The sequence below is a fragment of the Novacetimonas sp. GS1 genome (assembly GCF_036686925.1).
Classification (GTDB): Bacteria; Pseudomonadota; Alphaproteobacteria; order Acetobacterales; family Acetobacteraceae; genus Novacetimonas; species Novacetimonas hansenii.
Map to the genome: position 1 here is coordinate 3,198,911 of NZ_VSZP01000001.1, position 14,324 is coordinate 3,213,234.

At 63.4% G+C, this 14,324-nt stretch carries 13 protein-coding genes; 4 read left to right on the forward strand and 9 right to left on the reverse strand.

Annotated features, from left to right (window positions below; genetic code table 11):
• Positions 1-27: 27 nt before the first annotated feature.
• On the reverse strand, positions 28-369 hold the full coding sequence (locus FYB92_RS14035) for a hypothetical protein (protein WP_332828826.1): 342 nt from the start codon (positions 367-369) through the stop codon (positions 28-30).
• Between the two features lie 86 nt (positions 370-455).
• The gene (locus FYB92_RS14040; RefSeq protein ID WP_003617860.1) at positions 456-578 is read right to left on the reverse strand and encodes a hypothetical protein; all 123 of its coding nucleotides are present in this window, start codon (positions 576-578) and stop codon (positions 456-458) included.
• Positions 579-663: 85 nt separating this feature from the next.
• On the opposite strand from FYB92_RS14040, the gene FYB92_RS14045 reads away from it, so the two are divergent.
• Together FYB92_RS14045 and FYB92_RS14050 are read left to right on the forward strand one after the other, a co-directional pair.
• Positions 664-3,618 carry a ribonuclease E/G gene (locus tag FYB92_RS14045; protein WP_332828827.1) on the forward strand — a complete coding sequence of 985 codons (2,955 nt, stop codon included), beginning with the start codon at positions 664-666 and terminating at the stop codon, positions 3,616-3,618.
• A gap of 446 nt (positions 3,619-4,064) precedes the next feature.
• Positions 4,065-4,682, forward strand: coding sequence for a GNAT family N-acetyltransferase (locus tag FYB92_RS14050; protein ID WP_281650146.1), 618 nt, complete (start codon positions 4,065-4,067; stop codon positions 4,680-4,682).
• A 98-nt stretch (positions 4,683-4,780) separates the two neighbouring features.
• Here the strand turns inward: FYB92_RS14050 and bla are convergent, their stop codons facing one another.
• From bla to FYB92_RS14075, 5 genes are all read right to left on the reverse strand, one after another.
• Positions 4,781-5,656, reverse strand: a complete 876-nt coding sequence (gene bla, locus FYB92_RS14055; RefSeq protein WP_332828828.1) for a class A beta-lactamase — start codon at positions 5,654-5,656, stop codon at positions 4,781-4,783.
• A gap of 165 nt (positions 5,657-5,821) precedes the next feature.
• Positions 5,822-7,321 (reverse strand): ATP-binding protein, encoded by a 1,500-nt coding sequence (locus tag FYB92_RS14060; protein ID WP_332828829.1) that lies wholly within the window; start codon positions 7,319-7,321, stop codon positions 5,822-5,824.
• Positions 7,318-8,604: a TIGR03862 family flavoprotein gene (locus FYB92_RS14065; RefSeq protein ID WP_332828830.1), complete on the reverse strand. Its 1,287-nt coding sequence runs from the start codon at positions 8,602-8,604 to the stop codon at positions 7,318-7,320. The genes FYB92_RS14060 and FYB92_RS14065 overlap by 4 nt, the downstream gene beginning before the upstream one ends.
• Positions 8,604-9,470, reverse strand: a complete 867-nt coding sequence (gene cysE / locus FYB92_RS14070; protein WP_062809785.1) for a serine O-acetyltransferase — start codon at positions 9,468-9,470, stop codon at positions 8,604-8,606. Before cysE ends, FYB92_RS14065 begins: the two co-directional genes overlap by 1 nt.
• An 86-nt stretch (positions 9,471-9,556) precedes the next feature.
• Complete coding sequence (locus tag FYB92_RS14075; RefSeq protein WP_175575119.1) at positions 9,557-10,792, reverse strand: UbiH/UbiF/VisC/COQ6 family ubiquinone biosynthesis hydroxylase; 1,236 nt, start codon at positions 10,790-10,792, stop codon at positions 9,557-9,559.
• Between the two features lie 252 nt (positions 10,793-11,044).
• Between FYB92_RS14075 and FYB92_RS14080 the strand changes: the two genes are divergently transcribed.
• Together FYB92_RS14080 and FYB92_RS14085 are read left to right on the forward strand one after the other, a co-directional pair.
• Positions 11,045-11,383 (forward strand): P-II family nitrogen regulator, encoded by a 339-nt coding sequence (locus FYB92_RS14080; RefSeq protein ID WP_003617852.1) that lies wholly within the window; start codon positions 11,045-11,047, stop codon positions 11,381-11,383.
• A gap of 93 nt (positions 11,384-11,476) precedes the next feature.
• On the forward strand, positions 11,477-11,980 hold the full coding sequence (locus FYB92_RS14085; RefSeq protein ID WP_332828831.1) for a hypothetical protein: 504 nt from the start codon (positions 11,477-11,479) through the stop codon (positions 11,978-11,980).
• Between the two features lie 328 nt (positions 11,981-12,308).
• On the opposite strand, the gene FYB92_RS14090 is transcribed toward FYB92_RS14085, so the two are convergent.
• A complete protein-coding gene (locus FYB92_RS14090) occupies positions 12,309-13,361 on the reverse strand; it encodes a retroviral-like aspartic protease family protein (protein WP_075624487.1) in 1,053 nt (350 codons plus the stop codon).
• A 2-nt stretch (positions 13,362-13,363) separates the two neighbouring features.
• A complete protein-coding gene (gene pip / locus FYB92_RS14095; RefSeq protein WP_192264899.1) occupies positions 13,364-14,323 on the reverse strand; it encodes a prolyl aminopeptidase in 960 nt (319 codons plus the stop codon).
• Between the last annotated feature and the right edge of the window lies 1 nt (position 14,324).

Sequence of the window (14,324 nt, forward strand, 5' to 3'; positions counted from 1 at the left end):
GTCTGGTGTCAGGATCAGGCCACGATATCACCACGACGCGCCCGCGTCAGCGGGATAAACATTCCCAAGGCTTGCAGGAAGCGCGCGGTTGCGCCATGGTGCCTGACAGTGGTGGGCGTGCGACGTCCGAACGTCAGGCCGACGGGAACTTGCCCGTGCCCTGACACGCTGTTCGACGGCGCAAATCCATCCGGCAGCCAGCAGGCGCGCGCCCGCAAGCCTTTTCCGGACCGAATCCATGTCACGGAAATGCCGCTCCAGCGGATCATGCGCGCGACAGAAGGCCACCGCACCGACGCTCCCGATCGACAGGAGGCCAGGTGACACGGACCCGTCGATATTTTTTTCACGAAGGCTCCCTCCCGCCATGGCAGGACCGGGCCTTCCCCAAGATGACCGAGGATGGAGTGATGGCCACGGTGGACATATCCGCCGACGCGACAGGAACATGCATGTCATGGCACGGCGCCACGCCGGGCCACGATGCCACGCATGCCGTCGCCGTCGCGCGTGACGACCACCATGGGGTCACGACCGGATGGGGTCACCCTTTCATTGATGTTGCTGTCCGTTCCCATTCCCGTTCCCGCCGCCTCCCGGGCATTCCCTGGGGCACCGCGCGGGCCGGACGCACGAACCGGACATACCGGAGTTCCCGTTTTAATGACCAAACGCATGCTGATCGACACGACCCACGCGGAAGAAACCCGCGTGGTCGTGATGGATGGTAACAGGCTTGAAGACTACGATGTCGAAGCATCGGCGAAAAAGCAGCTCAAGGGCAATATCTACCTTGCCAAGGTAATCAGGGTCGAACCCAGCCTGCAGGCCGCCTTTGTCGATTACGGCGGCAACCGCCACGGCTTCCTCGCCTTCAGCGAAATTCACCCCGACTATTACCAGATCCCTGTTGCCGACCGTGAAAAGCTGCTGGCGCTTCAGGAAGAAGAGCGCCGCGCCGAAGAAGCCCGCAACGCGCGCGAGGATGACGAAAAGGCCGAAGGCGACGACGACGCCACGGACGACGCGCCCCCCCGCGAAGGTGACGCCGACGAGGCGGAGCCCGAAACCGTGGGTGGTGAAAACGACACCGGTGACGAGCCCGAGGCCCAGCGCCGCATCGCGCGCTTCTTGCGCAATTACAAGATCCAGGAAGTCATCCGCCGCCGCCAGATCCTGCTGGTTCAGGTGGTCAAGGAAGAACGTGGCAACAAGGGCGCCGCGCTGACGACATATGTCTCGCTTGCGGGGCGTTACTGCGTGCTGATGCCCAATTCGCTGCGTGGCGGCGGGGTATCGCGCAAGATCACGTCGGTGGCCGACCGCCGCCGCCTGCGTGACATCATCTCCGAACTTCAGATCCCCCATGGCATGGCGATGATCGTACGCACCGCCGGCGCACAGCGTCCGCGCGCGGAAATCATGCGCGACTGCGAATACCTGCTGCGCCTGTGGGATGACATCCGCGAACACACCCTTAAATCCGTGGCCCCGGCCCTGATTTATGAGGAAGCAAGCCTGATCAAGCGCGCAATCCGCGACATCTATACCCGCGAAGTGGGTGAGATCATGATCGATGGCGAGGCCGGGTGGAAATCCGCGCGTGAGTTCATGCGCATGCTCATGCCCCAGAACGCGCAGAAGGTACGTCTGTGGCAGGATCACGGACAGACGCTGTTCTCCCACTACCGGGTGGAGGGGCTGCTGGATTCCATGCTGTCGCCATCGGTACAGTTGCGTTCGGGCGGCTATCTCGTCATCAACCAGACCGAAGCACTTGTCGCAATCGACGTGAACTCCGGCCGGGCGACGAAAGAACGCAATATCGAGGAAACGGCCCTGCGCACGAACCTCGAAGCAGCGGACGAAGTGGCGCGGCAGTTGCGCCTGCGTGACCTTGCGGGCCTGATCGTGATCGATTTCATCGACATGGAAAGCCGCAAGCATAATGGCATGGTGGAACGTCGCCTGAAGGAAGCGCTGCGCAATGACCGCGCACGCATTCAGGTTGGCCATATCTCGCATTTCGGCCTGCTGGAAATGTCGCGCCAGAGACTGCGCCCATCCATCGCGGAATCGACCTTCATGCCCTGCCCGCATTGCGAGGGAACGGGCATCATCCGTGGGGTCGAAAGCTCTGCCCTGCATGTCCTGCGCGCGATCGAGGACGAGGGAATGCAGCGTCGCGCGGCAGAAATCGCGGTACATGTCGCCCCGGAAATCGCGCTCTATATCCTCAATAACAAGCGCGCATGGCTGCATGAGATTGAGGAACGTCACAAGATGCATGTGACGTTCGCCGCCGATTCCACACTGCATGCGGCGGAATCGCGCATCGAACGCACCCGGGCGCAGACCGCACAGTTTGAACCCGCCCCCACCCCGGCCATCACGGCCGAGCCGGAAGCCCCGCGCGCCGATGCGACGGGCGTGCGTGAAATCCCGATCCACAGCGAACCGCCCGCAACCACGGAAGAAGGCGCCCCCACCCCCACGGATGCCAGCCCTGTTGTGGACGAGGATGCGGCATCGGGGACGGACCATCGCCGCCGTCGTCGCCGTCGTCGCCGTCGTGGCGGCACCAACCGCGAAGCCGAGCAGCAGGGTGTGGAAACGGCCGAAACCGAAATCACCGCCCTGCCCGAACCGGTGGTCGAGATCGGGTATAAAGGCCCGACGCCTGCCGATCCGTTTGGCGATGCGATCATCGACATCTTTGACGTGATCGAACAGACGACCACCCTCCCCGCTTCGGCACCTGTCATCGAACCGGAAGCCCCGGTCGTGGTGGTCGAGGATGAAACGGTGGAAGACCCCGTCACGGAGGAGAAGAAGCCACGCCGTACGCCACGTCGGCGCACCCGTCGTACGAACCGTCCCATCACGACGACGGGAACGGGCATGAGCGTGGAACCCAGCGTCGAAGCAGAGACCGAAGCGCCCGTGACAACGGTGGCACCCGCGCAGGCGGATAATGCGGCAGCCGAGGTGCCGGAACCTGTCGCCGAAACCGAGGCACAGCCTGAGCCCGTGGCCGAAGAGGCTGCCGAGGTGAAGCCGCGCCGCCGTCGCACGACAACGCGCAAGGCCACGACCACGACCACCACGCGCAGCCGCGCCAAAAAGGACGAGGCCGTCGAACCGGTGGAAGCCCCGCCCGTGACGGTTGCGCCGGAAGTGGAAAAGGCCGACGAACCGGTAGCAGAGGAAAAGCCCCGCCGTCGGCGCACGGCCACGACCCGCACTGCGGCCGCCAAGGCCCCCGCACGCCGTCGCACCAGCACGGCCAAGGCCGTAAAGGACGACGCGGCGGAGGTTACTGAGGCCACAGCCCCGGTTGTGGAGGAAAAGGCCGAGGAAAAGGCCGAGGAAAAGCCCAAGGCCCGTCGCGTCACGCGTCGCAAGAAGGTGGAGGTGGAGGTGGAGGCCGAACCCGCCGCCACCCCGACGACGGAGGCCGCGCCCACAGCGGAAGAAAAGGCCCCGGCCCGCAAGGCAACACGGACCCGCCGCAAGAAAGTGGAAACCGCCCCCGCGCCTGAGGCCACACCGGCGGAACCGGTGGATGCCGAAGCCGCCCCCGCCCCAAAGCGGCGTACGGGTTGGTGGAAACGCTGATCCACGCTGCCTTTCCAGGGCATGAGTGATGCAACAGACCCTGCCCCCAGATATGGGGGCAGGGTTTATTGTTTCAGGGACATCTTAAAAAACAGCAGCCCAGACACAGCCTGGAATCACATTCCTTTGGTCCTGTGGCGAGGCTTGCCCATAGCCCCCTGCGGGATATCGCCTTTTTGGCCAATGCGACATCTGGACACTTCCCACCCCTTGCCCTTGCCCTTGCCCTTGCCGGACAGGCTGGGTCGGTTCCTGAGGAACGCGACATAAGAGATTGTTTGAAAACAAATCATTGATAAAAATAAGAAAGGTTTTTGGGTGCCCCTTATTTCAAAAAGGTAGCAGTCTTCTGAAGCTTTTTAGAAAAAGCTTCACCAAAAACTTTTATAATTTCAGTATGTTATTGAGCCTGACTTTTCAAACAGCTTCCAAGAAAGAACAAAACCGTGGAGCTTCATTCGCGACGGCTGATCCTGCGCACGTGGGAAGACAGGCACCGGGCCGCCTTTGCGGACATGTCGGCAGATCCCGCAGTCATGGAATACATGCTGCCCATGACACGACAGGCCGCCTATACGACATGGATCGACACCCAGCGCGCGCACCAACACGAACATGGCTTTTGTTTCTGGGCCGTGGAAGATCGTACGGACGGTACATTCGTGGGCACGGTTGGACTGCACCGGGTGGGATATGATGCCCCGTTTACCCCGGCGGTGGAAATTGGCTGGCGCGTGGCGCACCCTTTCTGGGGCCGGGGTTACGCACCAGAGGCCGCAGCCCTCTGCCTGCGTTTCGGGTTTGAAACGCTGCAACTGCCGGAAATCGTCGCAAACACAGCGCCAGATAACCAACGTTCGCGTCACGTCATGGAAAAGCTGGGAATGATGCGTGACCCACAGGATGATTTTTATCATCCGCGCATCGCGTTGGGACACCCGTTGCGCCGGCAGGTCCTCTATCGCCTGACCCGCGAACGCTGGACGACAAGGAACATGACGGCACCAGAAGGTACCCAGCAAGAGGCTGCGATCCAACCCACCTGCCCGAAAACAGGGACCTGATTACAAAAACGGAAAACATTCCCGGATGCCGCCCGGGTTCAACACGGCAACATCCTTTTGATGTTTTTGGCAATCCCCCCCCGACATGCCGACAGTTTTCAGCCTGTCGTCAGGGTCCGCGCCACAAGCCGCCCCACACCGGCAAAGACATTGGCGAACTGCGGTTCTGTGGGTGTCCCACCCCGCGTATAGACGCACATGACGATGGGCATATCGGGATGGGGCCATGCCACCGCAATGTCGCCTGCCGCATCACGGGCATTGTTCCCGGTCTTGTCCCCCACCACCCAGTTCGCAGGCAATCCCGCACGCAGGCGGTTCTTCCCGGTCTGACACCCGATCAGCCAACGCGTCAGAAGCGCACGCGACGACGGCGACAGCACCGCCCCCAGTACAAGCCCCTGCATGATCCCCGCCATTGCGGCAGGGGTCGTCGTATCACGCACCCCACCGGCAGGCGTGCGATTCAGGAAGGGTTCCGGGTCATCAAGCCGCGTCGTCCCATCGCCCCTCGCCCGCCAGAACGCCGTCAATGCAGGCGGCCCACCAATACGCGACAGCAGGAGCGTGGCGCAGCTATTATCGCTCTGCTCCACCGCGCCTTTGCACATGTCTTCCACGGACATACCCGCATGTCCCTGCGCCAGCGCGGCCTTTGCCACCGGGGCATACCAGTCCTGAATATCTGCGCCGGTCAGGGGAATGACACGGTCCAGCCCATCACGCCCCTGATCCACATGCGACAGCACACATGCGACAAGCGACGCCTTGAACGTACTGCACATGACAAAACGTTCGTCTGCCCGCCACAGCAGTTTCCGCCCGGTTACGATATTATGTGCATAAACCCCGACATGGCCGCCCGTGGCACGTTCATAACCGGACAGGACAGCAGGAACCGCCGCATCGGCATGGGCATGGACTGGCGACAGTATGAAAGCCGATCCGCATGCCATGAAATCACGACGTCGCATATGTTTCCCACTTCATCCCGATGCGCATTCCAGACTGGCTGCGAACACACTTTTGCCATCCCCCAGAAAAGTCCCTGGGTGTTATTTTTTCAACCGAAGACCGCCTTTTGACGCTTTGTGCAACGACAGTCCCCGAAGCTTTTCGGGATGAGTGCCTTTCCCCCCTTACGCAGGTGCATCAGGCAATGCCGGGGCGGTTTCCCAGCCAAGGCCGACGATGACAGCACTGCGGCGGCCCATTCCATCCATGCGCAGGACGATGACGTTCTGTTCCTCCAGATAGGTCAACTGCCGCCGCGCCCGACCCAGCGAGTGGGTGCCATAGGCACGCGCGATCGTTGCATCCGATGGGCAGGGCAGTTTTTCCAGCGCGCTGCGGGCAATCAGCAGGAAAATCCCCTGCACGTCCTCAGGCAGGGCCGAGGCCATCTGTTCAGCCTGCTTCCACACATCCGTCTGTGCCATGCGGGCGTCGACACCGGCGCGTGCGGTGGCCAGTGCGCGGCGAAAACGCGGCATGTCCAACGCCTGCCGCCCCATCCCCTCGATCCGGCAACGGACAAGGAAATCCTGATACAGCACATGGACCGGCCGGAATCCGGCCTCCTCATCTTGCAAGATATCAGCAAGAATCGCGGCGAAACGCTGTTTCTGCTCCACGGGATCGATATCGGGCGGGGCTTCGACCTCGACCTCTGCCTCGGCACGGGCGACATCGGCATGCGCCGCAAGCTGGGCCAGAATATCGGGCGGCGGGGTGGCAGGACGCGGCGCACGCGCAGGCAGTTCACGTTCGGGAACGGGTGTCAGGATCAGTTCGCGGATTTCTTCCGCCGGGGCGGTGGGCTCGAACGGCATCAGCGCAGGCCCGGCGGAACGGCTTTCGGTTTCCACCGCGCCAATCCGCACGGCAAGGGGGCGACGGCTGATGGCGGGGCCGAGGGCAACGAAACAGCCGCGTTCCAGATCACGGAAGCTTTCGGCCTGCCTGCGCTCCATGCCCAGCAGGTCGGCCGCACGCATCATGTCGATATCGAGAAAGGTACGCCCCATCAGGAAGTTGGAGGCTTCGGCCGCGACATTCTTCGCCAGCTTCGCCAGGCGCTGCGTCGCGATGATACCCGCCAGCCCACGCTTGCGCCCACGGCACATCAGGTTGGTCATCGCACCCAGCGATGCCCGCCGCGCCTCGTCCGAAACCTCGCCCGCGGCGGCGGGGGCGAACATCTGCGCCTCATCGACCACGACAACCACAGGATACCAGTATTCGCGCGGCACTTCGAACATGCCCCCCAGAAAGGCCGCGGCACGACGCATCTGCACCTCTGCGTCCACGCCTTCCAGATTCAGCACGACAGAGGCACGATGCACGCGCATGCGCTCGCCCGCCGCATGCAACGCGGCCTCGGTATGTTCGGCGGCGTCGATGACCAGATGGCCATAATGCTCTGCCAGGCTTACGAAATCGCCTTCGGGGTCAATGATCGCCTGCTGCACCAGGCGGGCGGACTGTTCCAGCAGCCGACGCAGCAGGTGTGACTTGCCCGACCCCGAATTGCCCTGCACCAGCAGGCGCGTGGACAGCAGTTCCGCAAGGTCCATCGTGACGGGGGCGTCCCCTGCGGTGGCCCCCCGTCGTTCCCCAATCGTGATCGCTACCGTCATGGGGCTGACGGATACAGCCCCTTGGGGGTGTCGCGCAACCATTGCACCGCACCGGCCGCAGCCCAACGCCCCATCGCAACACAGGCCTGCAACAGGTAGCCACCGGTCGGTGCCTCCCAGTCCACCATTTCGCCTGCGACAAACACACCGGGCAGCTTGCGCAGCATCAGGCGCGTATCCACATCGTCCCAGCGCACGCCACCCGCCACCGAAATCGCGCGGTCGATAGCGTCCGTCCCCTCCACCACCAGCGGCACATCCTTGAGCAGCATCGCCAGCGCCCGTGGTTCGCGCGGCAGGTTGACGCCCCCGCCCTCACGCAGCAGCGCGAGCATGACGGGCGACAGGCGCACCCCCTTGCGCAGCAGGTTCGACACGCTTTCCCGTCCCCGCACGCGGGCAAGGCGCTGCGTCACCTGTGCGATATCCATGTCGGGGCGCAGGTCGATATGGATGCGCACCTGCCCCTGCTGGCGCGCAAGTGCATCGCGGATGGGCGCGGACAGGGCATAGACGACGCCCCCCTCGATCCCGTTTCGGGTGACAACGGCCTCCCCCCGTGCATGGGTTTCGCCGATCCGCATGGCAATCCCATGCAGCGGCGCACCTTCGAAACGTGCGCGCATCAGATCGGACCAGCCGATGCGAAAACCACAATTGGCGGGCCGGAATGGCGCGACCGCCACGCCACGCGATGCCACGATATCACTCCATGCCCCATTGGCACCCAGCCGCGCCCAGCTTGCCCCGCCTGTCGCCAGCACCAGCGCATCGGCGCGCAATGCAACCTCCGCCCCATCCGGCCCCGCCACACGGACCTGCCCCGCCGCGTCCCAGCCCAGCCAGCGATGCCGCGTCATGATCCGCACCCCCGCCCCCTCCAGCCGTGCAACCCACGCCCGCAGCAGGGGCGATGCCTTCATCGCCACGGGAAAGATCCGGCCACTGCTGCCGACATAACAGGGCTGTCCCAATTCCCGCGCCCAGTCGCACATGTCATCGGGACCAAAAGCCGCAAGGGCTTCGGCAAGGTGGGGCCGCGCCGCGCCATAGCGCGCCATAAACCGCGCCATCGGTTCGGAATGCGTCAGGTTCAGGCCGCCACGCCCGGCCATCATGAATTTGCGCCCCACGGTGGGACATTGTTCAAGCACACGCACACGACATCGCGCCGCCGACAGGACTTCCGCCGCGGCCAGCCCCGCCGGGCCACCGCCGATCACAATGACCCCTGCCCCGTCCCCCCCATCATCGCCACCACCAGGCACACCGGGTCCAGCCATCAGATGATATAGTCAAGCGGCGGCAGCATCTGGTCCATGGTAAAGGCAGGAAGCGACGAATGCCGTGTACCAACCGAACGCGCGGGATTGCCGACAACGGTGGTATAGGGGGCGACGGATTCCAGCACGATCGACCCCGCGCCGATCTTTGCCCCTTCGCCAATTTCGATATTGCCCAGAATCTTGGCCCCCGCCCCGATCAGGACACCACGGCGCACCTTGGGGTGGCGGTCCCCCACATTCTTACCGGTTCCCCCCAGCGTCACCCCCTGCAACAGGGACACATCGTCCTCCAGCACCGAGGTTTCGCCAATGACGATGCCCGTACCATGATCGAACAGGATACGCCGCCCCAGCCGCGCGGCAGGGTGGATATCCACCGCGAACAGTTCCGAACACCGGCTTTGCAGATGCAGCGCAAGATATTCACGCCCGTTGTTCCACAGCCAGTGCGCGACGCGATGGCTCTGCACCGCATGATATCCCTTAAAGAACAGGAAGGGCGTCGCATAATTGCCGGTCGCGGGGTCACGTTCGCGAATCGCGACAAGGTCCGCCGCCGCCGCCGCAACGATATCAGGGTCTGCCTCAAACACTTCCGTCACCAGTTCGGACAACGCATCATCCGCCACCGCCCGATCGCCCAGCTTGCGCCCGATCAACGCCGCCAGCGCCGCGCCAAAGGTGGCGTGGTTGCGTATCCCGGTGGCAAGCAGCCCCTTCACCAGCGGGTCGCAGCACCCGCAGGCCGGCTCCACGATTTCATGCCACAGGGCATCGACATCAATACCTGACAGCGTGGGCGGCAGGACCGGCGGCCGACGCTGTTCGGTCATCGAAGGGGCAGAAGGCTGACGTTCAGACATGTCGGAGCATCCGTTCAGAAAAGGCGAAAGGACATCATCATCGCGCAATCATAGCGCACCTGGTGGGCATGGTGCCACCACGCCCCTTACAGGCCCATGGCATGGCGTGCGAATGCCCGGCGCAGCGGGGTAATGCGGTTCACCCCCGCCAGCCCGACATCCCGCGCCAGGCGCAGCACGGGATTATCATTGCCAAACAGCCGTTCCAGCACGTCCGTCGCCGCCAGCATCAGCATATTGGCCGGACGGCAGCGCGCCTGATAATCCCGCAGGACGGACGGATCGCCCACATCGCCGCCACGCGCATGCACGCCCGCCAGAATATCCGACAGCGCAATCACGTCGCGAAAGCCAAGATTGAGCCCCTGCCCCGCAATGGGATGGATCCCATGCGCCGAATCCCCCACAAGCACGAGGCGCGTATCGATATAACGCTGCGCATACTGTGCCGACAGCGGATAGACCCAGCGCCGTCCCACCGGCGTCACCGCCCCCAGCCAGTCGCCCATGCGCCGGTGGATTTCATGGGTGAAGGCATCAGCAGGCAGTTCGGCAAGCCGATGGGCCAGTTTTTCCCCATCCGTCCAGACCAGCGCGGACAGGTTGGGATGTTCCGCCGTCCCGGCCATGGGCAATTGCGCAAAGGGACCGGCAGGCAGGAAATGTTCCAGCGCACGACCTTCGTGCGGGCGTTCATGGGCCACAGCACACACGATCCCGCACTGGTGATACGGCAGGCGCGTCACCACGATCCCCGCCTGCGTGCGCAGCGGACTGCGCCGTCCCTCGGCCGCAACCACAAGGCGGGCGGAAATCGTGCGTCCACTGCGCGTGGTGATGACCGCGCCATCGGCCTTGCGCACGACCGTGGCCTCGTCCGGGGCAAGGACACTTACCCCCGGCGTCGCGTGCAACGTGGCGTTCAGCGCGACACGCAGGGCACGCGCCTCGATCATGGACCCGAATGGCTCGGACGCGTCCTCACGCCCGAATTCAAGGAATAATGGTGAAGGTCGCTGCCCCGGCCGGCCATCGGTCACGCGAATTTCGCGAATGTCGCATGATGGCATCGGCAGGTTCCGCCACACGCCCGCCGCCTCCAGCAGGCGGCGCGACCCCGCCGCAATGGCATAGGCACGACCGTCAAAGGCGGGATGTTCCATCGGCGGCAGGGCCGCACGGTCGATGATGACCACGCGCATCCCCTCCACCGCGAGGCGACACGCAAGGGTCGCGCCCACGGGGCCAGCCCCCACGATGCAGACATCCACCTCCATCGCGGCCGCCGGGGGGGACGGGGGGGCTGTCATGTGTTCGCTCATGGTTTTCCTGTATCCTGATCGTGGCCACCGTGGGGGAACCCCGGACCCTGCCGGGGTGTTCACGCGCTGTGCCCCGCAGATATGGCATGCAACGCACCCTCTGTCCAAACGACACGCACCGACAGGTGACGTAATCGGATGACACGATGCGCACACTCGCGATATAGGATAGGACCGGATGCACGAACGATATACTGGCCCCCGATATAATACGGCCCCCGTCCGCAACGACAGGAATGGAGATACGGTGCGATGAAGCTTGTTACAGCCATCATCAAGCCTTTCAAGCTCGACGACGTGCGCGAGGCCCTGACCCCGTTGGGAATCCAGGGTCTTACGGTATCGGAGGTCAAAGGATTCGGGCGCCAGAAAGGCCAGACCGAAATCTATCGCGGCGCGGAATACCATGTCAGCTTCCTGCCCAAGATCAAGATCGAGGTCGCGGTGCCCGATGACCTTGTGGAACAGACCATCGAAACCATCGTGCAGGCCGCCCATACCGGCAAGATCGGCGACGGCAAGATTTTCATTACCCCCCTTGAAAGCGTGGTACGCATCCGCACCCGTGAAACTGGCGACAGCGCGCTATAGCGCCTGCCCGGCGCGGCCGTATCACCCACCGTTTTCATCATCGCCCTGGTTTCATCATCGCCTTGGCGCATCATATCGGAGGACTGTTTTTTCATGATTCTTTCCTGCCGCACCTACCTGACCGCAGCCATGGCCCTGGGCCTGCCTGCTGCAATGGCGCTCTCCCCCGCCACCGGCCATGCCCGCGAGACGTCAAAGGCCTGCCACCAGAAATTCGTGGCCGCCCGCACCGCCGGCACCCTGAACGGGCAGACCTATAAGGCGTTCAAGACCGCACAGTGCGACGACGCCGCCACCCCGGCCACGACCGCGGCACCGGCCACCCCCGCCGCAGCCACCACGGCCCCTGCCGAAGCCCCCAAGCCCGCGACGACAGCACAGGCAACGCCCGCAGCCACCGCCCCGGTCGCGACGAACGCCACCCTGCCCAGCGCGGTTTCAGCCAAATACGCCAAGGAAACGGCAGGCAAGGCCCGCCTGCATACCTGCCTTGACCAGTACAACGCGAACAAATCGACCAATGCCAATGGCGGCCTGCGCTGGATCGAACGCGGTGGCGGGTATTACAGCGTGTGCAATGCCCACCTGAAGGGCTGATCGACACACGCCCCCGTTTCCCGTCCCCGGGGAACGGGGGCTGCCAGTCGCCACATCACACAAGGGGCCTGCACAGAGGCGCCAGGGACGCGGTTTAAAAAATCAGAGCCGGCATCCCACTGAATGATAAAAGTTTTTCGGTGCCACCTTTCTTGAAATAAGGCGGTGCCTTCTGAAGATTTTTGAAAAAATCTTCACCAGAAACTTTCATCATTTTCCGATCTTATCGGACTTACCCTTTCAAACAGTCTTTTGGGGATATCTGGTATTTCGGAGGTTTTTAAAAATCTCCACCAGCCATATGAGGCTTCGTACCAGGGTGCCGCCCCTATGGCCGCGTGCCGGATGCGGGATGGGGCGCATGACGTGGCGCCACCGGCATCATGACGGGATCAGACGCCAGACGGGCAGGTACGGGCGTATGCAGCGCGGGCCTGACAAACGCCTGTCCCGTCGCATATGAAATCCAGACCCGGTGCGTCGCAAACCAGTCCGATCCAAGCAGCATCTCCAGCCCTTCACGCAGGGGGGCCACCGTCATGACGGTATTGCGTTCCAGTTCATGACCGATCTGCAGGCTGCTGAAGCGATGCCAGTGATAGACATCCTCATGCCCGTCAATCCCGCTGGTAATCCCGCCGGGATCGGTCTCAAGCTGTTGTGCGGGCACGCCAAGGCGGGCCGCCACATGGGGCGAGACGATACGGGAGCGCGCACCACTGTCGAGCAGCGCCATCACCGGTTGCCCGTTGATACGCACATTCAGCATGAACCGGTTTTCCTGACGTTGCAGCGGCAGGGTATCATACCATCCCGCCCAGGCCGGGGGCTGTGCGCAGGCCAGCGAGGCCGCATGCACCTCCCACAGGCCAAGCTGCCCATTGGGGACATCCATGTCGAGGTCAAAGCGCGACAGGATATCCCCGCCAAGCAGCCCCCCCACAGGGGGCGTAATCATCGGCTGTCCCGGCAGGATACCCACCGGGGCGGACATGACGCCAAAATCAATCCCGCCAATGCGCAGGTCCGGCACGATGGCATTGGGCGTGGCATGTGCGGTGCCACCTGTCCCATGGACCACCGTCTGCTGATCCGGGTCGAGGGCAAGGCGCAGGCGATGCACCATTTCCGGTGTCAGCAACCCACCATCGGACCCTGTATCCACCAGCAGGCTGAGGTCACGCCCGGCCACCTGCGCCACAATCGACAGATACCCGCCATCATTACGCAACGGCACCTGCGCGACATGACGGCGCGAACACAGTCGCGCCGCATCCTGTGCATGGGCATGACGGACGGGCAGCACCTGCACGCAGGCGAGCAGCACGGCCAGGCCGGCCACGACACCACATACCGGACGGAAATGGCGGGGGATGGCCATCGTTACAGCCGGTCGGCAAACGAATCCGTCGCATCCAGCAGGGCGGCCATGATCCCCTCTTCCGACATGGCGTGCCCCGCCGCATCAACCAGCCGGAACGTCGCCTCCGGCCATGCACGGTGCAGATCCCATGCCGTGCGCATGGGCGTGGCCACGTCATAGCGGCCCTGCACGATCACAGTGGGAATATGGCGGATCAACCCGACATCGCGAATCAACTGCCCCTCCTCCAGCCAGCCGCCATGGACAAAATAATGATTCTCGATACGTGAAAATGCGAGGGCATAGCGGATGTCAGCATGCTGCGCCGCGATGTCAGGCACCGGCAAAAGCGTCAGCGTCTCCCCCTCCCACAGGCTCCACGCCAGGGCGGCACGGTCACGTTCCTCCCCTTCCGGGCCGGTCAGACGCCTGCGATAGGCCGCGATCAGGTCATCGCGTTCGTCAGGCGGGATGGGGGCGATGAACCGTTCCCACCTGTCGGGAAACAGCCATGACGCGCCTTCCTGATAATACCACAGCAGTTCAGCCCGCCGCAGGGTAAAGATCCCACGCAGCACAAGCGCACTGACCCGGTCGGGATGCGTCTGCGCATAGGCCAGCGCCAACGTCGATCCCCACGACCCGCCGAATACCATCCATGCGGGCGCACCCGTCATTTCACGCAGGCGTTCGATATCGCCCACCAGATGCCATGTCGTGTTGTTATCCAGCGCGGCATGCGGTTTCGAACGGCCACACCCACGCTGATCGAACAGCAAGATGCGATAGCGCGCGGGATCGAACATCCGCCGTTGCAACGCGGAACATCCCCCCCCCGGTCCCCCATGGAGGAACACGACGGGTATGCCATCGGGATTGCCGCACAATTCCCAATAAACCCGATGCCCATCCCCGGTATCAAGATATCCGTGGTCATAGGGTTCGATCGGGGGATAGGGCTGTCTGGGAAGCTGGTTCATG